16 protein-coding genes are annotated in these 21,065 nt (G+C 59.2%); 5 read left to right on the top strand and 11 right to left on the bottom strand.

Annotation, left to right across the window (positions count from 1 at the left end):
• Nucleotides 1-89: 89 nt before the first annotated feature.
• The 5 genes from QE432_RS03485 to QE432_RS03465 are packed head-to-tail and all read left to right on the top strand — an operon-like array spanning nt 90 to nt 5,585.
• On the top strand, nt 90-1,343 hold the full coding sequence (locus QE432_RS03485) for a sarcosine oxidase subunit beta family protein (protein ID WP_004431781.1): 1,254 nt from the start codon (nt 90-92) through the stop codon (nt 1,341-1,343).
• Complete coding sequence (locus tag QE432_RS03480; protein ID WP_004431784.1) at nt 1,343-1,753, top strand: hypothetical protein; 411 nt, start codon at nt 1,343-1,345, stop codon at nt 1,751-1,753. The genes QE432_RS03485 and QE432_RS03480 overlap by 1 nt, the downstream gene beginning before the upstream one ends.
• A 13-nt stretch (nt 1,754-1,766) precedes the next feature.
• Nucleotides 1,767-2,081, top strand: coding sequence for a sarcosine oxidase subunit delta (locus tag QE432_RS03475; RefSeq protein ID WP_004431787.1), 315 nt, complete (start codon nt 1,767-1,769; stop codon nt 2,079-2,081).
• Entirely contained in the window at nt 2,078-5,038 is a 2,961-nt protein-coding gene (locus QE432_RS03470) for a sarcosine oxidase subunit alpha (protein ID WP_013762066.1), read from the top strand. Before QE432_RS03475 ends, QE432_RS03470 begins: the two co-directional genes overlap by 4 nt.
• Nucleotides 5,031-5,585, top strand: coding sequence for a sarcosine oxidase subunit gamma (locus tag QE432_RS03465; RefSeq protein ID WP_306623363.1), 555 nt, complete (start codon nt 5,031-5,033; stop codon nt 5,583-5,585). Before QE432_RS03470 ends, QE432_RS03465 begins: the two co-directional genes overlap by 8 nt.
• Here the strand turns inward: QE432_RS03465 and QE432_RS03460 are convergent.
• The 11 genes from QE432_RS03460 to QE432_RS03410 form a co-directional block, all read right to left on the bottom strand.
• On the bottom strand, nt 5,582-6,622 hold the full coding sequence (locus QE432_RS03460) for a DUF2332 domain-containing protein (protein ID WP_111802032.1): 1,041 nt from the start codon (nt 6,620-6,622) through the stop codon (nt 5,582-5,584). The two genes, QE432_RS03465 and QE432_RS03460, sit on opposite strands and share 4 nt — an antisense overlap.
• Nucleotides 6,623-6,650: 28 nt before the next feature.
• Entirely contained in the window at nt 6,651-7,373 is a 723-nt protein-coding gene (locus tag QE432_RS03455) for a transporter substrate-binding domain-containing protein (protein ID WP_081308790.1), read from the bottom strand.
• A 36-nt stretch (nt 7,374-7,409) separates the two neighbouring features.
• Nucleotides 7,410-7,898, bottom strand: coding sequence for a MaoC family dehydratase (locus QE432_RS03450; protein WP_004431798.1), 489 nt, complete (start codon nt 7,896-7,898; stop codon nt 7,410-7,412).
• 54 nt (nt 7,899-7,952) lie between these two features.
• The gene (gene glgX, locus QE432_RS03445; RefSeq protein ID WP_065658715.1) at nt 7,953-9,908 is read right to left on the bottom strand and encodes a glycogen debranching protein GlgX; all 1,956 of its coding nucleotides are present in this window, start codon (nt 9,906-9,908) and stop codon (nt 7,953-7,955) included.
• Nucleotides 9,909-10,041: 133 nt separating this feature from the next.
• On the bottom strand, nt 10,042-11,670 hold the full coding sequence (locus QE432_RS03440) for an alpha-D-glucose phosphate-specific phosphoglucomutase (protein ID WP_004431805.1): 1,629 nt from the start codon (nt 11,668-11,670) through the stop codon (nt 10,042-10,044).
• A gap of 4 nt (nt 11,671-11,674) precedes the next feature.
• Nucleotides 11,675-13,117 carry a glycogen synthase GlgA gene (gene glgA, locus QE432_RS03435; RefSeq protein ID WP_065663242.1) on the bottom strand — a complete coding sequence of 481 codons (1,443 nt, stop codon included), beginning with the start codon at nt 13,115-13,117 and terminating at the stop codon, nt 11,675-11,677.
• A 5-nt stretch (nt 13,118-13,122) separates the two neighbouring features.
• Nucleotides 13,123-14,385 (bottom strand): glucose-1-phosphate adenylyltransferase, encoded by a 1,263-nt coding sequence (gene glgC, locus QE432_RS03430; RefSeq protein ID WP_004431809.1) that lies wholly within the window; start codon nt 14,383-14,385, stop codon nt 13,123-13,125.
• A gap of 22 nt (nt 14,386-14,407) precedes the next feature.
• A complete protein-coding gene (glgB, locus tag QE432_RS03425) occupies nt 14,408-16,615 on the bottom strand; it encodes a 1,4-alpha-glucan branching protein GlgB (RefSeq protein WP_019566535.1) in 2,208 nt (735 codons plus the stop codon).
• Nucleotides 16,615-19,077, bottom strand: coding sequence for a glycogen/starch/alpha-glucan phosphorylase (locus QE432_RS03420; protein WP_004431815.1), 2,463 nt, complete (start codon nt 19,075-19,077; stop codon nt 16,615-16,617). Before QE432_RS03420 ends, glgB begins: the two co-directional genes overlap by 1 nt.
• 442 nt (nt 19,078-19,519) lie before the next feature.
• Complete coding sequence (locus tag QE432_RS03415; protein WP_111802031.1) at nt 19,520-20,290, bottom strand: class II glutamine amidotransferase; 771 nt, start codon at nt 20,288-20,290, stop codon at nt 19,520-19,522.
• On the bottom strand, nt 20,291-21,004 hold the full coding sequence (locus tag QE432_RS03410) for an aspartate/glutamate racemase family protein (RefSeq protein ID WP_065663244.1): 714 nt from the start codon (nt 21,002-21,004) through the stop codon (nt 20,291-20,293).
• Nucleotides 21,005-21,065: the final 61 nt, after the last annotated feature.

Genomic DNA, 21,065 nt, shown 5'->3' with positions numbered 1-21,065 from the left:
ATTGCCTCCGATGCCGATTTGCCATGTGTATAATATGTGCCGGAGCTATGCTTTCGGCTTCTGGCCGGTTCTTGAGGAGCAGACTGCGAATGCGCAAATATTCCGTTTTTGCCGTGGCGCGCGAGGCGTTGCGGGGTCATAAGGGGTGGGATGCGCAATGGGCGTCGCCCGAGCCGCGCAAGGAATATGACGTCATCATCATCGGTGGCGGCGGCCACGGTCTTGGGGCCGCCTATTATCTTGCCAAGGAACACGGCATTACCAATATAGCGGTGCTGGAAAAGGGCTGGCTAGGCGGTGGCAATACCGGCCGCAACACCACCATCATCCGCTCCAATTATCTCTATGAAGAGAGCATGGATATCTACGAGCATTCCCTGAAATTATGGGAAGGGTTGAGCCAGGATCTCAATTACAACGTCATGTATTCGGCGCGCGGCGTTATGATGCTGTCGCACAACATTCACGACCAGCAGTCCTTCAAGCGCCATATCAATGCCAACCGTCTCTATGGCATCGACAATGAATGGCTGACGCCGGAACAGGCCAAGGCCTATTGCCCGCCACTCGAGATTTCCGGCAATGCGCGTTATCCGATCAACGGTGCTGCCCTCCAGCGGCGCGGCGGCACGGCGCGTCACGATGCGGTGGCCTGGGGCTATGCGCGTGCGGCTTCCGATCGCGGCGTGCACATTATCCAGAATTGCGAAGTCACGGCCATCAGGCGCGGACCTGATGGCGCGGTCACGGGCGTCGAGACCAATCGCGGTTTCATTGGCGCAAAGAAAATCGGCGTTTCCGCCGCCGGTCACTCCTCCGTTCTGATGAAAATGGCGGATGTGCGTGTGCCTCTGCATTCCAACCCGTTGCAGGCGCTGGTATCAGAGCCGCTGAAGCCGATCTTCCCCTGTGTCGTCATGTCCAATACGGTGCATGCCTATATCTCCCAGTCGGACAAGGGCGAGCTGGTCATCGGTGCTGGCACCGACCAGTATAATTCCTACTCCCAGACTGGCGGCCTGCAGATCATCACGCATACGCTTGACGCCATCTGCGAGCTGTTCCCGATTTTCCGCCGCGTCAAGATGATGCGCCAATGGGGCGGCATTACCGACAACACACCCGATCGCTCCGCCATTCAGAGTGTGACGCCGGTGCCAAATCTCTTTGTCAATTGCGGTTGGGGCACGGGTGGTTTCAAGGCGACACCGGGCTCGGCCAATCTGTTTGCGCATCTCATCGCGCGCGGCGAACCGCACCGTCTGGCGGCGGGGCTGACGCTCGATCGTTTCCGCACCGGACGCCTCATCGACGAGGCCGCTGCCGCCGCCGTGGCGCACTGATGCTGGCGGCGGTTATGCTTTCGGCAAACATGGGTGTTGCGGCGGCGGTCGTGCCGGCGGGCAATCTCATCCCCGAGATGGGGGATTTTCGTAGCCAGAAAATCCAGAGAATGCAGGGTGAACGCGACTGGCCTTTCGTGGCGGAAAAAGGCCTTTTGCTCTGCGCGCCGAGTCTCGCGGACAAGCTGGTCTATTTCGTCGGCGAGAAGGAAAATGGTGCGCAGGACGAGCCCTTCGCGATCGACACCGACATGATGGCGGTTGCCATCATCAATATGGGTCGGGCCTCGGCGCTGAAACCATTCGATAATTTCGAGCAGCTCTTGAAGCGGCTTTCCCCCTTCGTTGCGATGGGAAAGCGGCTGTGTGACCAACCCGCCGGAAGCATGCTTCCGGAAAGTTCTCTTTGAAGGTGGAGCCACGATGCTTCTGATCCATTGCCCTTATTGCCGGGAAGACCGTTCCGAACTCGAATTTCGCTGGGCGGGCGAAGCCCATATCGCCCGGCCGGAAAACATTGCCGATATTTCGGACGAGGCCTTTGCCGAATATTTCTTCATTCGCGACAATGACAAAGGTCTCGTTTTCGAGCGCTGGCGCCACATTCACGGTTGCGGCCGCTTTTTCAACGCCGCCCGCGATTCCGTCAGCGACAAATTCCTGATGACCTACAAGGCAGGCGAGCCGAAACCGGATGCCGACGCGGTTCTTTCCGCCCAAAAGGGAGCTGCGCAATGAGCGGCGATTATCGTATCAAGGGCGCCGGTCGCCTGACACCTGCCAGAACGGCACGCTTCACCTTCGACGGCAAGATCTATCAGGCGCTGGAAGGCGACACCGTTGCATCCGCACTTCTGGCGAATGGCGTGCATCTGATTGGCCGTTCGTTCAAATATCACCGCCCGCGTGGTTTCCTTTCCGCCGGCCCGGAGGAGCCGAATGCGCTGATCGACGTATCGCGTGACAGCCTGCGCAAACAGCCGAATGTGCGCGCCACGGTGCAGGATGTATTCGACGGCGCCATCATCGCCTCGCAGAACCGCTTTCCGTCGCTGTCCTTCGATATCAGTGCGATCAACGATTTCCTGTCGCCGATGTTTGCGGCTGGTTTCTACTATAAGACCTTCATGTGGCCGAAGGCCGCGTGGCACAAGATTTATGAACCGATCATCCGTCGCGCAGCCGGTCTCGGCAAGGCGCCGACCGAGCCGGATGCGGATCATTATTCCGGCCGTTATGCCCATTGCGACGTGCTGGTGGCCGGTGGCGGTGTGGCCGGGCTGACAGCGGCGCTCGCCGCTGCAAAAACTGGCGCCAGCGTCATTCTGGTTGATGAGAATGCCGAAGTTGGCGGCGCGCTGCGTTTTGATACCGGTGCGGTCATCGACGGCCTGTCCGGATATGACTGGGCGCAAAAAGTTTTCACTGAACTGAAATCGCTGCCCAATGTGCGTGTTCTGACCCGCACGACAGCGTTCGGTTATTACAACCACAATTTCGTGGCGCTGGCCGAGCGTGTGACCGATCACCTCGCCACGCCGGCCAAACACCAGCCACGTGAAAGACTGTGGCAGGTCCGCGCCAAGAAAGTCGTTCTGGCGGCAGGCGCGATCGAGCGGCACATGGTCTTTGCCAATAATGATCGTCCCGGCATCATGCTGGCTTCTGCTGCGCGCATCTATCTCAACCATTACGGCGTGACCGTCGGCAATAATGTCGGTGTCTACACAGCCCATGATTCTGCCTATGAGACGGCATTCGATCTCAAGAAAGCGGGTGTGAAGATCGCCGCTATCGTGGATTGCCGCGAGAACCCCGATCGGCGGCTGCTGGACGAGGCGCGGGCGCTGGGCATCGAGGTACTGGCGGGTCACAGTGTTTACGATACGTCAGGGCGGCTGCGCGTTTCTTCCATGAGCGTTGGCCGCAATGGCGGCTCTAACAAGCGCAAGATTGCCATCGACGCGCTCGTCGTTTCGGCGGGCTGGACGCCTTCGGTGCATCTCTTCTCGCAATCGCGCGGCAAGCTGAAGTTTGACGCGGCAAACCAGCGGTTCCTGCCTGACATCCATGTGCAGAATTGTGTGTCAGTCGGCGCCTGCAACGGCACGGACGATCTCGCCGCATTGATCGCCGAGGCTGCTGCCGCAGGTGGCGGTGCAGCGGAATTCTCCGGCGAGAATGCGCGCGCCTGGACCGGCGGCATGATCGGCGCTGCGGAAGGGGCAGGCGAAGGCACCGGCGTCAAGGCCTTCATCGATTTCCAGCACGATGTCTGCGCCAAGGACATTCGCCTTGCCGTGCGTGAAGGCATGCATTCGGTCGAGCACATCAAGCGCTTCACCACCAATGGCATGGCGTCCGATCAGGGCAAGATGTCCAACATGCATGGCCTTGCCATTGCCTCGGAAGCGCTTGGGCGGGATCTGCCGAAGGTCGGTCTCACCACTTTCCGCCAACCCTATACGCCGGTCACCTTCGGCACGCTCATCAACCATTCGCGCGGTGCGCTGTTCGACCCGACCCGCAAGACGCCGATGCATGACGAAGAGGCTGCGGCAGGCGCCCTTTTCGAGGATGTCGGCAACTGGAAGCGCGCATGGTTCTTCCCGCGCGGCGGCGAGGATATGCACGAGGCGCTCAACCGCGAATGCAAGACGGTGCGGACAAGCGTCGGCGTGTTCGATGCCTCCACGCTCGGCAAGATCGAGGTGGTCGGCCCCGATGCGGCTAAGTTCCTGAACCTCATCTACACAAATGCCTGGGACACACTGAAACCCGGCCGTTGCCGCTATGGCATCATGACGCGCGAGGACGGTTTCGTTTACGATGACGGTGTTGTCGGTCGTCTTTCCGAGGACCGTTTCCACGTGACGACGACGACGGGCGGCGCACCGCGCGTTCTCCAGCACATGGAGGATTATCTCCAGACCGAATTCCCCGAGCTGAATGTCTGGCTGACATCGGCGACCGAACAATGGGCGGTGATTGCGGTGCAGGGACCGAAAGCGCGCGAGGTGATCGCGCCTTTCGTCGAGGGTATCGATATTTCGCCCGAAGCCTTCCCGCATATGGCGGTCGCGGAAGGCACCTTCTGCGGCGTGCCGACGCGTCTCTTCCGTGTATCATTCACGGGTGAGCTTGGTTTCGAAATCAACGTTCCGGCCGATTACGGCGCTGCCGTCTGGACCGCGATCCGTGAACGGGCCGAAGCGGTGGGCGGATGCCTTTATGGCACCGAGACCATGCACATCCTGCGCGCCGAAAAGGGTTACATCATCGTCGGACAGGATACCGACGGCACCGTGACGCCTGACGATGCCGGGCTTGCCTGGGCCGTTTCCAAGAAGAAGACGGATTTCGTCGGTATTCGCGGTCTGAAACGCCCGGATCTCATGCGCTCTGGTCGAAAGCAGCTTGTGGGCCTCAAGACGAAGGACCGGCTGACTGTTCCCGAAGAGGGTGGCCAGATCGTTGCTGATCCAAACCAGCCGAAACCCATGACCATGCTCGGCCATGTCACTTCCGCCTACTGGTCGGAAAATCTCGGCCACTCCATCGCCTTTGCGCTGGTGGCGGATGGCAGGGCGCGCATGGGCGAAACGCTCTACATCCCGCTTGCCGATAAAACAATTGCCGTCGAAGTGACCGATATGGTCTTCCTCGACAAGGAAGGAGCCCGTCTCAATGGCTGACACACTTCACGCAAAACGCAAATCCGTACTCGAGGATTTCCACGGTGGTTCGCCCTTCGTCTCGCTGAAGCCCGCCGCCTCGGCGTCGCGGCTGTCGCTGCGCGCAAGGGAAAGCGCACTGCCGGCCCTCTCGGATGCACTCGGCCTGTTATTGCCCAACAGCCCGAAAAGCTCTGTCACATCGGGTTTGCGCTCCGCTCTCTGGCTTGGTCCGGACGAATGGCTGGTGATCGATCAGGGCGAAAGCGACCTTATGGCGGCGCTCGCCACCGTTCCTGGCATGTTTTCGGCGACCCACGTTTCCCACCGCAACACGGCTGTCATCGTTTCCGGCCCCGGCGCGGAGGCAGCTCTGAACGCCGGTTGCCCGCAGGATCTGTCTATCGCACAGTTCCCGATCGGCGCCTGCTCGCGAACGGTTTTCGGCAAGGCGGAAGTGGTGCTGCTGCGCGTGGCTGACGATACGTTCCGGGTCGAGTGCTGGCGCTCCTTCGCCGAATATGTCGGCGGCCTGTTGCAGGAAGCGGCGCAGGACGTGGCGGTCTAGCTTTTCCACCCCTGCCATTCCACCCATCGCCCATGGAAATCGGCGCGGCCGATTTCCTGTTTCTTACCGGTCGGCCAGATTTGCAGGGTGATTGCGGCGCTTCCCGGCGTCGTATCTGCCTCCATCTGCAGGCGGGCAAGCGGAGCCTCAGGGGTGGCACGGCTTCCAGCCTCGGCGATCAGCGTTTCGCCGGCCTCTTTCAGCGCATCGGGCAGATATTGCCAGGCGACAGAATGGTAGACCACATGGGCAGCGCCCGAATGTTGCGCGGCAAGGCGGCGTTGCAGCCAGTCAATTGCGTCAGCCTTTTCAACTTGCAAGCCGTTCTCCACCGCAATACGCAGGGCGGCCGCCGTGCGCTCCAGCCTGTCGGTCTGATCGGCCCAGACATATGACATCAGCCGCAACCGGTCCTCGGCAGACGACGGATCGAGTGGGTTAAGATCGCAGCCGGCGCGCTCGATGACCTCTATCCGCTTGTCGGGCGGGGTGTCTCCGCGCCATTCCGGCGACATGGACACTTCGGATTGCCTGCCCCAGGCAAGATCGCCAAGACGATACTGGTAGCGGTCAAATTGCAGGTTCAGACCGGCGCTGGCGCCGACCTCTGAAAGGACCAGCGGCTTGCCGAAAAGCTCCGCAATGGAAAGAAAACCCGGCAGCAGCACAGCGGAACGGCGGACTTCGTTGGTCTGCGGCGGCGATTTCAGTCTTTCGAGGATGAAGCCCGAATGGAAGCGCAAGGCACTTGCGCAAGCCTGCCAGAGCGCATTCTCGTCTTCGGGTGCTATATCGACAAGAGGAGCGATCTTGTCCTCGATGACAAGCGCATGCAGGGCACCGGCAAGCCGCAGTGGGACGGAATCGCCGGACGGGCCGACATTGCCAGGCCAGGACAAAATCATCTCGCCAACGTCCGTCTGGCGATCCAGCCGCGCCGCCACCGCGCGGCAAAGCCGTGCGGTAAAGGGCGAACCGAGGCTGTCGCAGGCTCTTGCCTGTGCGAGAAACGCGTCTCTTACGGCTTCATCATGCATTGGGCCGTCTCCTTTGCGCAGTCCGGCGTTACTTTGCCAGACTGGCCTCGCCGTTGACGAGGGCTTGATCATCAAAACCAAAATTGCGCATCAGCACACGGTGCTCGTCTGATCCGATATAACAAAGAAGCGCCGCATCGACCGCGCTCTGGAGTTCCCGGTCGGATTGGCGGAAAGCAAATGCGCCTGAGGCTGCTGGTCTCTCTTTCGGTAAAACAGAGACAACTTCCAAATCGAGCTCTGGATTTTGCTGCATAAAACCGAGATGGGCCATGGCCACGCTGGCATAGGCGTCGGCACGCCCATCCAATACGGCCTGAGCGGCCTCGTCGTAGGTCTCGCAAATGAGAATGCGGTCATCGGGCACGCCCGCTTCCATAATTGCGCGATGTTGGATCTGATCACGGATCGCGACCAGCGTACATTCCGGATTTTTTGCTGCCGATGCGTATCCGTCCAGATCTCTGAGGTTGCCCTTCCTCACCAACAGTCCATCAGGCAACGCCCAGATGGGATGGCTGAACGTCACGATCTTTCTGCGTTCAGCGGTATCGAAGAGGCCAGTAGTCATATCCCAAAGGTTTTCGTTCAGCCCAGGCAACAATTGCGAGAATTCGGTTTCGATGAATTCAATGTCATGAATACCGATCATGGCTAGAATGACTCGCGCCAACTCCACATCGCACCCGGTCACATCGCCGCATTCGTTCCTGTAGTTGAACGGAGGTTCTATCAAATATGCGAATCTCACAGACACTCCGATCTCAAATTGGGATTTACTTCGCCATCAGGCGTCTTGCGGCCTGTCCTCGGGGTTGAACTGGGTGATGGTTGTCCAGCGGGCAGTGAGCGCCGGTTTTTTCTCGTTTTCTATCTCCACCGTCACATCATAGGTCGTCACCAGCATGGCGGCGCCGCGAAACCGCGCCTCGGCCAAAGTGAAACGGCCACGCACCCGTGCTCCGCTTTTGACCGGCGTGACGAAGCGGACGGCGTCAAAGCCGTAGTTGATGCCCATGGTCGTTTCGCGAATGCGGGGCAGGGCATCGTAATTCAGAGCCGAAAGCAGCGAGAGCGTCAGGAACCCATGCGCGATAGTGCCGCCAAAGGGGCTTTCCGCCTTGGCGCGTTCCGGGTCGGTGTGGATGAACTGTTCGTCCAGCGTCGCTTTTGCGAAGGCGTCGATCATTGTCTGGTCGACGGTGATCCAGTCGGAAACGCCCAGCTCCGTGCCGACGAAATTTTTCATTTCCGCCAGCGCTATTTCCTTTGCCATGTTACCTCTTCTCGATTGCCTTTCGGAACTTATAAAGGTGCCGGGGCCAAGCGATCAACCGCGCAGATAAAACACTACCGAGCGGGCAGGGAGGAAGGCCGGATTGCCGAAATCCGTGCCGATCGCTTGCCAGTCGTCGCCCGGCAGGGTGAAGGGCACGATCTCATGGCTGCGGTTGATGAGCACGGCAAGCTCCGCGTCGTTTTCGGTCTCGTGGTCCGGCGTGGCAAGCACCATGGCGAAAGCCGGCATGTCCGGCCTTTCCCATTCCGCGACCGTCATCGGTTCTCCGCCGGGGGCAAGCCATGTCACATCGCCGTTGCCGGAGAAAAACTCGGTTTGCGAAAACACGCCGAAGCGTTTGCGAAGTGCTGCAAGAAATGCCGTGTGGTCAGTCAGCTCCTGGGAGAGCGACGACCAGTCGACCCACGTTATCTCGTTGTCCTGGCAATAGGCATTGTTATTGCCATGTTGGCTGCGGCCACCCTCATCGCCGGCGGTCAGCATCAACGTGCCGCGACTGACGAAGAGCGTGGAAAGCAGCGCTTTTACATCCGCGTGGCGCGCGGCCACGACGGCAGGATCGTCCGTCAATCCCTCCAAACCATTGTTCCAGGAATGATTTTCATTATGCCCGTCGCGATTGTTCTCGCCGTTTTTCTCATTGTGCTTGTGTTCGTGGCTGACGAGATCAAACAGGGTAAAACCGTCATGGGCGGCAAGGAAATTGACGCTGCGGCTTTTCGAACGTCCACGGCGGGAAAAGATCGGCGAAGAGCCGGAAAGCGCATTGGCCAGCGCCCCGGTCGTTCCCGCATCGCCGCGCCAGAACCGGCGCATGTCGTCGCGGGCGCGGTCGTTCCATTCCAGAAAGCTCTCCGGAAAATTGCCGAGCTGATAGCCGCCGGGGCCGATATCCCATGGTTCGGCGATCAGCACGCGGTCGTATAGTACCGGGTCAGAGTGCATGGCGGCAAGCGTTTCGCTGGCCATGTCGAAGCCACTAGCCGTTCGTCCCAATATGGGCGCGAGATCGAAACGGAAGCCATCGATACCGGCATTGAGAACGAAATGCCTCAGGGAATCGATAATGAGCTGGCGCACATAGGGATGATCGCAGGCCACAGTGTTGCCGGTGCCGGTGTCATTGACCAGCACGCCTGGCTTTCCTTCCGGGTGACGGAAAGCGGTGAGATTGTCCAGTCCGCGCAAAGACAGGATGGAGCCTTCGCTGTCGCTTTCACCCGTATGGTTGAAAACCAGATCGAGAATGACGCCGATGCCTTGCGCGTGCAGGGCTGCAACCGTGTCGCGCAGCTCCCGCACTCCGCCGGGGCAGAGGCGCGGATCGAGCGCCATGAAGCCGACGGGATTGTATCCCCATGCATTGGAAAGGCCAAGCGGCGGCAGGTGGCGCTCGTCGATCCAGGCGGTGATCGGCATCAGCTCCACCGCATCGACACCGATTTTTTTCAAATGCGCAATAATGGCAGGATGAGCCAGCGCTGCCACCGTGCCTCTCAGCTCTTCCGGCACGGCAGGATGCAATTTGGTGAAGGATTTAACCGCGAGTTCGTAAATCAGCCCGCCTTCGGCAAAGCGTGGCGGCTGGCGCCTGACCTGCTCATATTGCGACAGGATCGCCTTCGGCATGATCGCGCCCGTGTCTTCGCCATAGGCCAAAAGCGCGGCATCATGCCGGAATGGCCGGTCTATCTCCGTGGCATAGGGGTCGAGCAGCAGTTTTGCGGGGTCGAACCACAGGCCATGTTCGGGGGCATAAATGCCGTCGGCGCGGTAGCCATATCGCGCACCGGGGCCGGTCTCGGCAACTGTCAGCCGGTGAATGTCATTCTCATCGCGCCTCATTGGCAAACGCGCCGTCTCTTTTTCGCCCGTCGCATCAAAAAGGCAAAGGTCGATTTGTGAGGCGTGCCGGGAATAGACCGCAAATTCCGTTCCGTTTTCCGTCTGGGTTACGCCTTTGGGGAAAACGGCTGGTTTCTGCATGGTCTCTCTCTCCGGAAGATGATGATATCGAGTCTGGCGGGGAGGTTAGTCAGTAACCTCAGGCGGCCTCATGGCCGCCTGCCAAGTTTTTCGCTATGCCCGTTGCCGGAAACGGTGCGTGCAATGCAAAACCTTACGTGATGACGGTCGGTTCGTTGCGGCCGGTATGGGCCTTGATGCCGGCGATCGTATCGGCAACGGAAATAAGGTCGGCAAGCGCCGCCTGCGTTTCGATGCCGTGACGGGCCGCATCCGGCTCATAGCGCTCGACGTAAAGTCTGAGCGTTGCGCCCGCAGTGCCCGTGCCGGAAAGGCGCAGCACGATGCGCGAACCACCTTCGAACAGGATGCGGATACCCTGGTTCTTGCTGACGGACTGGTCGACCGGGTCGAGATAGGCGAAATCATCAGCAGCTGCGACCTTAAGATTGCCGTAGCTGGTGCCAGGAAGTGTTGCGAGTTTTTCGCGCAGGATGGCCACCAGAGTGTTTGCGGCGTCCGAATCCACTTCCTCATAATCGTGGCGGGAATAATAGTTGCGCCCATATTCGGCCCAGTGCTTGGTAACGATGTCCTTCACGCTTTCCTTGCGGGCGGCGACAATGTTCAGCCAGTAGAGCACGGCCCACAGGCCATCCTTTTCGCGCACGTGGTTGGAGCCGGTGCCGAAGCTTTCCTCACCGCAGATTGTAACCTTGCCGGCATCCATGAGATTGCCGAAAAATTTCCAGCCGGTTGGCGTCTCGTACATGCCAAGCCCAAGTTTTTCTGCGACGCGGTCGGCTGCGGCACTTGTCGGCATGGAACGGGCGATGCCGGAAATGCCGGCGGCATAACCGGGCGCGAGCCGCGCATTGGCGGCGATGATCGCCAGGCTGTCGGACGGGGTGACAAACATGCCCTTGCCGACCACCATGTTGCGGTCGCCGTCGCCATCCGACGCCGCGCCGAAATCGGGACCTTCCGGGCTCATGACATCGTCATAAAGCTCCTTGGCGTGCACCAGGTTGGGGTCGGGATGGTGGCCGCCGAAATCGGGCAGCGGCGTTGCGTTGCGGACCGAGCCCTTCGGCGCGCCGAGACGCTTTTCGATGATTTCCACCGCATAGGGGCCGGTGACGGCACTCATGGAATCGACGACAACCTTGAAGCCGCCGGCAATCAGGGCGCGAATGGCGGCAAAATCGAACAGTTCTTCCATCAAAGCGGCATAATCGGCGACCGGATCGATGACGTCGACCGTCAGTTCATCCACCTTGAAGCTGCCCACCTTGTCGAGATCGACGTCTGCAGCGTCGGAAATCTTGTAGCTGTCGATGACCTTCGAGCGGGCATAGATCGCGTCGGTGATCTTTTCAGGCGCAGGGCCGCCATTGCCGATATTGTATTTGATGCCGAAATCTTCGGTCGGGCCACCAGGATTATGGCTGGCGGAAAGCACGATGCCGCCGAAGGCTTTGTATTTGCGGATGATATTGGAGGCGGCGGGGGTTGAGAGAATGCCGCCCTGACCGACCAGCACCTTGCCGAAACCGGCGGCGGCCGCCATCTTGATCGCCTTCTGGATGACTTCGCGGTTGTAATAACGGCCATCGCCGCCAATCACCAGCGTCTGGCCCTGAAAGCCCTCAAGCGAGTCGAAGATCGACTGGATGAAGTTTTCGGCATAATTTTCCTGGGCGAAGACGGGCACCTTCTTGCGCAGGCCGGATGTGCCCGGCTTCTGATCCTGAAAGGGTGTCGTCTGAACGGTCTTGATCATTGTTTCAATGGCCTCTCGAAATAAGCTGGCTGTAAAGCGCGGCATAGAGCGCAGCGCTTTTTTCCCAGGAAACATCGGATTTCATTCCGAGTTTCTGCATTTGTGTCCAAAGTTTCGGGTCGTGATAATAACGCACGGTCCGGCGGATCGCCTGTTTCAGACCGTCGAGCGTGACGGGTGAGAATTGTACACCGGTCGCCGATTTATTGGCGATGGCGGCATGGTTGGCGTCGATCACCGTATCGGCAAGGCCGCCGGTTCGGGCAACCACGGGAACGCAGCCATAACGCAGCGCGTAAAGCTGGGTAAGGCCGCAGGGCTCGAAGCGCGAGGGGATGATGATCGCATCGCAACCCGCCTGCATCAGATGCGACAGCGGCTCATTATAACCGATGGCGACACCGACGCGGCCATGGTGGCGGGATGCCGCCGCCAGTAGCGCGCCTTCCAATGCCACATCGCCGGCGCCCAGCACGACCAGACGGCCGCCGAGGGAAACGATCTCGTCCACGGCTTCCGCCATGAGATCAATGCCCTTCTGCCAGGTCAGCCGGGAGATGACGCAGAAAAGCGGGCTGTCATCCTGGTCGATGCGGAAATGTTCTGCGACGGCCTTCTTGTTCAGCGCGCGGTTCTTGAGATTGGTGACGGAATAGTTGTCGTGGATCAGATGGTCGGTGGCCGGGTTCCAGACATCGGCGTCAATGCCGTTGACGATACCGTGCAGCACATGGGCGCGGCTGCCGATCACCCCTTGCAGCCCCATGCCGAATTCCGCGGTCAGGATTTCTTCCGCATAGGATGGGCTGACCGTGCTGAGCGCGGTTGCCGTCTGCAAGCCGCCCTTGAGGAAGCTGACATCGTTATAATATTCGATGCCTTCCATGCCGAAGGCGTGGGCGGGCAATTCGAGCTTGCTGAAGATATTGGCCCCGAACTGACCCTGAAAAGCAATGTTATGGATGGTGAGAAGGCTCGGAATCTCTGGCGTTTCGGCATAACGCATATAGACCGGGGTCATTGCTGCCTGCCAGTCATGGGCGTGCACCATATCCGGCCGCCAGCCGGGAAGCACACCGGCGCCGATTCGTGCCGCTGCCAGCGAGAGCGCCGCAAAGCGCTTCCAGTTATCAGGATAATCCTTGCCGGTCTGGCCGAGATAGGGGCCGCCGGAACGCTCGTAATAGGCGGGCGCGTCAAGGATCAGAAGGTCTAGCCCCTCATGTTGGACTTCGAGCAGATCAGCCTTTTCGCCAAGCAGATCGGTGAACTCAAAACATTTGACGGGGTCCGTCACGGCGGCTTTCACCGCCGGATATCCGGGTATCAATGTGCGCGTTCTCACACCATAGGCTTCGAGCGCGATGGGGAGGGCACCGGTAACGTCGGCGAGCCCTCCGGTCTTGATCAGGGGATAAATTTCGGATGAAACCGAAAGGACATTCATGGGCTCTACAGGTCCAGCTTGTCGATCATCGATTGGGTGATAAGGCAAATGCCGTTTTCCGTGCGCCGGAAACGTTTGGCATCCAGTTCAGGGTCTTCTCCTACAATCAGTCCTTCCGGAATGACCACTCCATGGTCGATGACGACGTTGCTGAGCTGGGCGTGGCGCCCGATCTTTACACTCGGCAGTACTACGGCATTCTCAAGGCGGGAGTATGAATTGGCGCGCACGCCTGTGAACAGAAGGCTACGGTTGAGGGCGGCGCCGGAAATGATGCAATCGCCTGACACGACCGACGACACGGCAGAACCGCGGCGGTCCTCATCGTCATGCACGAATTTCGCCGGCGGAGTGATTTCCGCATAGGTCCAGATCGGCCAGGACTTGTCATAGATATCGAGGTCAGGCACCACATCCGTCAGGTCGATATTGGCCTGCCAATAGGCATCGATGGTTCCGACATCGCGCCAGTACGGTCCGTGCTCGAAATCCGAACGCACGCAGGAGTCCGCAAAACGGTGCGCGACGGCTTTGCCGTGCTGGACAATGTAGGGAATGATGTCCTTGCCGAAGTCGCGGCTGGAGGTGGGGTCGGCGGCATCGCGACGCAGCGCTTCCATCAGGAATTTCGTGTGGAAGACGTAGATCCCCATCGAGGCAAGCGCGAAATTCTCGTTGCCGGGAATGCCGGGCGGATCGGCCGGCTTTTCGATGAAGTCGATGATCTCGTCTTTTTCGTTCACATGCATCACGCCGAAGCCCGACGCTTCCTTGCGTGGCACTTCAAGGCAACCGATCGTTACATCCGCGCCGGAATCGACATGCTGTTGCAGCATGTATTCGTAGTCCATCTTGTAAATATGGTCGCCGGCCAGAATGACCATATATTCGGGCGCATAGGGCTCGATAATGTCGATGTTCTGGTAAACGGCGTCGGCGGTGCCTTCGTACCATTGCGTTTCGGACACGCGCTGCGAGGCCGGCAGAATGTCGAAGCTTTCGTTACGCTCTGGACGGAAGAAGTCCCAGCCGCGTTGCAGGTGGCGGATGAGGGAGTGAGCCTTGTATTGCGTGGCTACGCCAATGCGGCGAATGCCGGAATTCAGCGCGTTCGAAAGTGCAAAATCGATAATGCGGGCCTTACCGCCAAAATAAACCGCTGGTTTTGCCCGGCGGTCTGTCAATTCCTTCAAACGGCTTCCTCTACCGCCCGCGAGAACATAGGCCATTGCATCACGCGCCAGGGGCTGAACTCTTTTTTCCGACATGGTTGTCCTCCCGTTCTGTCTGTCAGTTTTCCGGTTCGAGCATGATCGTTGCCAAGGGCGGCAGGACGAGCATCGCCCCGATTTCCCCACCGGCATTGACCGCCTGAACGCGTCCGCCATTTCCCTTGCCGCTGCCGCCATAAATTTCGGCATCGGTGTTGAGAATCTCCCGCCACCGCCCCGCAACAGGAAGCGGCACATAATAGTTTTCCCGGTAGACCGGGGTCAGATTGCAGATAACCGCAACCGGTTTTTCGCCGGGCGCCGAGCGCAGCCAGGCGAAGACCGAGTTTTCGTGATCATCGACCACCAGCCACTGGAAACCTTCGGGTTCGCAGTCACGGGCGTGCAGAGCGGCTTTCGAACGGTAGGTGAGGTTGAGATCGCGCACGAGGCGGCGCATACCCTCATGCATCGGATATTGGCGAAGGTTCCAGTCGAGCGATCCCTTTTCGCTCCATTCGCTCCACTGGGCGAACTCCTGCCCCATGAACAGCAGCTTCTTGCCGGGATAACCCCACATGAAGCCGTAATAGGACCGGAGATTGGCAAATTTCTGCCAGTCGTCGCCCGACATCTTGGCGATCAACGATCCCTTGCCGTGCACTACTTCGTCATGGGAAAGCGGCAGCACGAAATTTTCGGTGAAGGCATAAAGCAGCCCGAATGTCAGTTCCTGATGGTGGAACTTGCGGTGCACCGGCTCACGCGAGAAATAGCTCAGCGTGTCGTGCATGAAACCCATATTCCATTTGAAGCCGAAACCGAGGCCGCCCTCGTGAACCGGCTGCGACACTTTCGGCCAGGAGGTGGATTCTTCAGCAATGGTCATGACGCCCGGATGGGTGCCGTAGACGAGCGAGTTCATCTTCTGCAGGAAGCGGACGGATTCCAGGTTCTCGCGCCCGCCATATTCGTTGGGGATCCACTCGCCTTCCTTGCGGGAATAATCGAGATAGAGCATCGAGGCGACGGCATCGACGCGCAATCCATCGAGATGGAATTTTTCGGCCCAATAAAGAGCGTTGTTGACGAGGTAGGACAATACCTCGATACGCCCGAAATTGTAGATGGCCGTGTTCCAGTCGGGATGAAAACCCTGACGCGGGTCGGCATGTTCGTAAAGCGCTGTCCCGTCAAACAGGCCCAGGCCGTGCTCGTCGGTTGGAAAATGCGCAGGAACCCAGTCGAGGATCACGCCGATGCCGACCTTGTGGGCGCCGTTGACGAAGCGGGCGAAACCTTCCGGATCGCCGAAACGGGCGGTCGGGGCATAAAGCCCGGTCGTCTGGTAACCCCAGGACGGATCGTAGGGATGTTCGGTGATCGGCAGAAACTCGATATGGGTGAAGCCCATATCCGTGCAATAGGGAATGAGCTGGGTGGCCATTTCATCCCAGCTGAGGAAGGTGCCGTCCTCGCGACGCCGCCAGGAACCGGCGTGCACCTCGTAAATGCTGATCGGCTGCCGGCGCTGGTCCACTTGCGCCCAATGTTCCCGGTGGGCCTGATCTTCCCATTTCTGCGCCAGTTCTGGTGCGGTGACGGAGGCGTTCTTCGGCCGCAGTTCACCACGCCGTGCATAGGGGTCGGCCTTCAGCGGCAGAAGCTCGCCGTTTGCGCCGAGAATCTCGAATTTATAGGCGCAGCCGGCATAGACGTCAGGTGCGAAAATTTCCCAGATGCCGGTATCCTTGCGGAAGCGCATCACATGCCGTCGACCATCCCAATTGTTGAAATCGCCGACGACGGAGACGCGCCGCGCATTGGGAGCCCAGACGGCGAAGTGGAAACCTTCGACCCCTTCAAGCTTGAGCGGATGAGCGCCCATCTTGTCGAACAGTCGCAGATGCGATCCCTCGCGGACGAAATAATCGTCCATCGGTCCAAGAACCGGACCAAAGCTGTAGGGGTCGGTCACTGCCCATTCCGCATCGTCGCGACAGGCGCGATAACGCACCGGCTGACGCGAGGTGAGATCGACCGGGCCTTCGAAGAAACCCTCCGGATCGAGCTGCTTCAGTTCGCCGACGAAAGATCCGTCCAGTGTGAGGACAGATACTTCTTCAGCCCCCGGAATGAAACACCGTGCAGAAAAACCTCCCGGCGTTTCGTGAACGCCGAGAAGTGCAAAGGGGTTGGAATGCAAACCGCTCTTGATCGCCTCGATTTCAGCCTTCGTGATTTCGCCAGTCTTTTTCTCTTCGGCCGAATTGAGCGGTTTTTTCATCAGGCTCTCCAGATATCGGCGGCGTACTGCCGGATCGTCCTGTCGGACGAGAACCAGCCCATACGCGCCGTGTTACGGACTGTTTTCGCATACCAGCTTTCCGGATCGCTCCAGATCGCATCCACCTTGCGCTGCGCTTCGGCGTAGGCGTCGAAGTCGGCCGCGACCATGAACCAGTCGCTGTTGTAAATGCCGTCGATCAGCCCGGCGAAGCGGGAGCGGTCGTCGGGTGAGAATACGCCAGAGGCGATAGATGACAGCGCCTGCGACAGTTCCACCGACTGTTCAATAATCGCGCGGGGGTTGTGGCCCTCGGCGCGCGCCTTCGACACCTCTTCCGCCGTCATGCCGAAGATGACGATGTTATCCTCGCCGACATGTTCGAGCATTTCGACGTTCGCACCATCCAGCGTACCGATGGTGAGCGCGCCGTTCAGCGCAAACTTCATGTTGCCGGTGCCCGAGGCTTCCATGCCAGCCGTCGAGATCTGTTCGGACAGATCGGCGGCCGGAACCATGATTTCCGCAAGCGAGACGTTGTAGTTCGGAATAAACACCACTTTCAGAAGCCCGCGCACGGCCGGATCGTTGTTGATGACCCGGGCAATATCGTTGGCAAGTTTTATGATCAGCTTCGCGTTGTGATAACTCGGCGCTGCCTTGCCTGCGAAGAACTTAACGCGCGGTACCCAATCCAGTTCCGGGTGAGAACGGATCTGGTCGTAAAGCGCCACCGTTTCGATAAGGTTCAGAAGCTGGCGCTTATATTCATGGATGCGCTTGATCTGGATGTCGAACATGGCCGAGGGATCGACACGGATGCCCATGCGTTGCGCCACCGTATTGGCAAGCCGCACCTTGTTCAGACGCTTCACTTCGGCAAATTTTTCGCGGAAACCGGCATCGTCGGCGAAGCGGTCGAGCGCTGTCAGCTTTTCCGCATCGTCGAGGAAATCGTCGCCGATCGCTTCCCGGATCAATCCGGTCAGGCCGGGGTTGCACTGCATCAGCCAGCGGCGCGGGGTGATGCCGTTGGTCTTGTTGTTGATGCGCTCGGGATAAAGGCTGTGCAGGTCGGCAAAGACCGTTTCCTTCATCAGTTCGGTATGAAGTGCCGAGACACCGTTGATGGAATGCGAGCCGATGAAGGCGAGATTGCCCATGCGCACGCGCCGCTCACCGTTTTCGTCGATCAGCGAGATGGACCGGATCTGCTGATCCGGCATCTTCTTTTCCTTGCGGGCGTAGACCAGCGTATTGGCATTGATCGCATAGACGATCTGCATGTGCCTCGGCAAAAGCCGCTCGAGCAGCGGGACGGGCCAGCTTTCCAGCGCTTCGGGCAAAAGCGTGTGGTTGGTGTAGGAGAAGGTGCCCTGCGTGATCTTCCAGGCTTCGTCGAATTCAAGGCCGTGGACATCGCATAGCAGGCGCATCATTTCGCAGATGGAAATGGCCGGATGCGTGTCGTTGAGCTGGATCGAAACCTTGTCGGGCAGCGAGGTGAAATCCGGATATTGCTGCAGGTGACGGCGCAGAATGTCCTGCAGGGAGGCGGAGGAGAAGAAGAACTCCTGCCGCAAACGCAATTCCTGGCCGGCCGGGGTCGCATCGGCAGGGTAGAGAACGCGCGTCAGGCTTTCGGCCTTGTTGCTTTCCCGCAGCGCGCCAATGTGGTCGCCGGCATTGAAGGCGGCAAGCAGAATGGGATCGATAGGCTGCGCCGACCATAGGCGCAAGGTGTTGACGCGGGTGCCGCGCCAGCCGACGACAGGCGTGTCGTAAGCCATGGCAATGACGCGTTCGGCAGGTTTCCAGACGAAGCGCTGCGGCTCCTCATATCCACCGATGGTTTCCACCGATCCGCCAAAGCCGATTTCATACGAGCTTTCGCGGCGTTCGAATTCCCAGGGATTGCCGTGCGCCAGCCAGGTCTCCGGCAATTCCACCTGCCATCCGTCCGCCATCTGCTGGCGGAAAAGGCCGTGCACATAACGGATGCCGTAGCCATAGGCGGGAATATCGACGGTTGCCATCGATTCCATGAAACAGGCAGCGAGACGGCCAAGGCCGCCATTGCCAAGTGCCGCATCCGGTTCAAGTCCCGCAATGACATCGAGATCGACGCCGAGCGAAGAAAGCGCGTCCCTGATTTCGTGCATCAGCCCGATATTGGAGATCGCATCGCGCATCAGGCGACCGATCAGAAACTCGAGCGACAGGTAATAAACGCGCTTGGAATTGTTGGCATAGGCCTTGCGGGTGGAGGCCATCCACTTGTCGATGATGCGGTCACGGACGACGAGAATGGTCGCGGTCAGCCAGTCATGCGGCTTGGCAACTTTTACGTCCTTGCCGATACGGTAGGTGAGGCGCTCGATGATTTCCGCTGCCATGATTTCCGGGTTGGAACTGCGCGGGGCGGGACGGGGAAGATCGGCGGCGTTTAGATTATTGATCATTGGTCGGTCAGCACCTTGGTGGGAGGAGAGGGTCTGATGAGGTCGATCCGGTTTGCCTTTACTGATGCCAGTTTATGCATCGATATGGAGGCGTGGCAACAGCATTTTTTGTGGAAATTTGAACAGCTTAGGGTAATGAAAAATAACACTTTTTCTTCAGCGTCCCGAGGATCGCCAAAGGCATTGCCTGCCCATTGTCCGTCATTCATGAACGGGTTTGCATGGTCGTTGCGATGCAGGGCATCGTTCAAGAAAGGGAGAGGGGCTGCAACACTTCTGAAATGGTTCACCGGTCCTGAAATCTGTTTCGGTCTATCGGATCACACACTAGCCTTCGCGGCGGAGATAATTCAATGAAAATAAACACGACGCTGCCGCAGCCGCGCCCACCGGTGGCGGCCAAACTGAAAAAAATGGCCTCGGTCGTCATGAAATGCGACGTTTACGGCAGGGAAAAAGGTTCAGTGGTCATACCGCCGGCGCGGATCGTCACCCGGGTATTTGGCGGCACCGCACACCACGGGGTGCAATCGAAGGAAAAGGGTTCCGAGCTTAGCGCGATGCCCTCTTCAAGCCCGCGCCAGTAAAGCGTTGGCGGCTTGTCGTCGCTTGACCAGCGGAAGGCGTGCAGGCAATCGCCATCCATCAGCACGGCGCTGAACCGCAACGCGGAAGAAACACCCGCCGCGATCATCTTTTCCAGGCAGAGGCGCAGCGCGGTGGAAATGGCCCGAACTGGGTCCGCATCAAGGTCGTGGCCGGCGGCAATCAGGAAGATGGCTTCGCTGTCGCCGGTGCCGCGCCGGGCGGAATAAATATCATCGGGTATGAGGGAATCAATGTCGCGCCTGATCTGCTCGTAGCCGCCGATCTGGCCGTTATGCATGAAGAGATATTGACCATGCGCAAAGGGGTGGCAATTGGCACGGGATACTTCGCCTGATGTGGCGGAGCGGACGTGGGCCATGAACATGCCCGAGCGAAGCTGGTGGCAAAGGGCGGCCAGATTGGCGTCGGACCAGGCGGGTCTGGTGTCGCGAAAAACGCCGGGCGTTCCGCGCTCGCCATACCAGCCAAGACCGCAACCGTCGCCATTGACGACGGTTTTAGCTTCCCTTGCGGCCATGGACTGGCTGACCAGCGACGCTTCCGGCTCGATCAGAAGACTGTCGAGCCAGACCGGTTTACCGGAATAGGCAAAAAGGCGGCACATTCATGCAGCTCTGTTCAGGGCCTTGTTTCCGAGCGCGAAGCCGACAGCGGCCTGGGCGTGAATGGCGGTCGAATCGTAGCCCGGCAAAGGCAGGGCATCGGGATCGATCAGCAGGGAAATTTCGGTGCAGCCGAGAATGACGGAATCGACGCCGAGCGCACGCGCTTTCTCGATGACCGACATGTAGCGCTCGCGCGAGCACGACTTGATCTCGCCCTGGCACAATTCGCCAAAAATGATGTCGTGGATGGCGGCCCTGTCATCCGCATCGGGCACGACCACATCGACGCCGTGGCGGCGCATGCGGTCGGTGTAGAAGCCATGTTCCATCGTGTAGCGCGTGGCGAGCAGAAGCGGCTTGCGGCGTCCATCCGCCTTCAATGCGGTGGCAGTTTCATCAATGATGTCGATGAGAGTGACGCCCGACATTTTTTCAACGGTTTCCGCAACGAGGTGCATGGTGTTGGTGCAGATCAGCACACAATCGGCACCCGCATTGGCAAGACGCGCACCCGCAGCGCCCAAAAGCGCGCCGGCCTCATCCCAGCGGTCAGCCTTCTGAAGGGCGACAACCTCGGAAAAATCGAGCGAATGCATGACGATATCGGCCGATACGAGCCCACCGCGGCTGTCACGAACGGCCTCGTTGATCATGCGATAATAGGTTGCGGTGGATTCCCAGCTCATGCCGCCGATCAGACCGATCCGTTTCATAGGCGTTCCCTTATAAAAGTTTGATTGATGACAAGAATGCCATTGCCGCGATGAAAACGGC

It is taken from the genome of Agrobacterium sp. SORGH_AS_0745 (assembly GCF_030818995.1).
GTDB classification, from domain to species: domain Bacteria; phylum Pseudomonadota; class Alphaproteobacteria; order Rhizobiales; family Rhizobiaceae; genus Agrobacterium; species Agrobacterium tumefaciens.
This window is presented reverse-complemented; position numbering and strand designations above follow the sequence as displayed.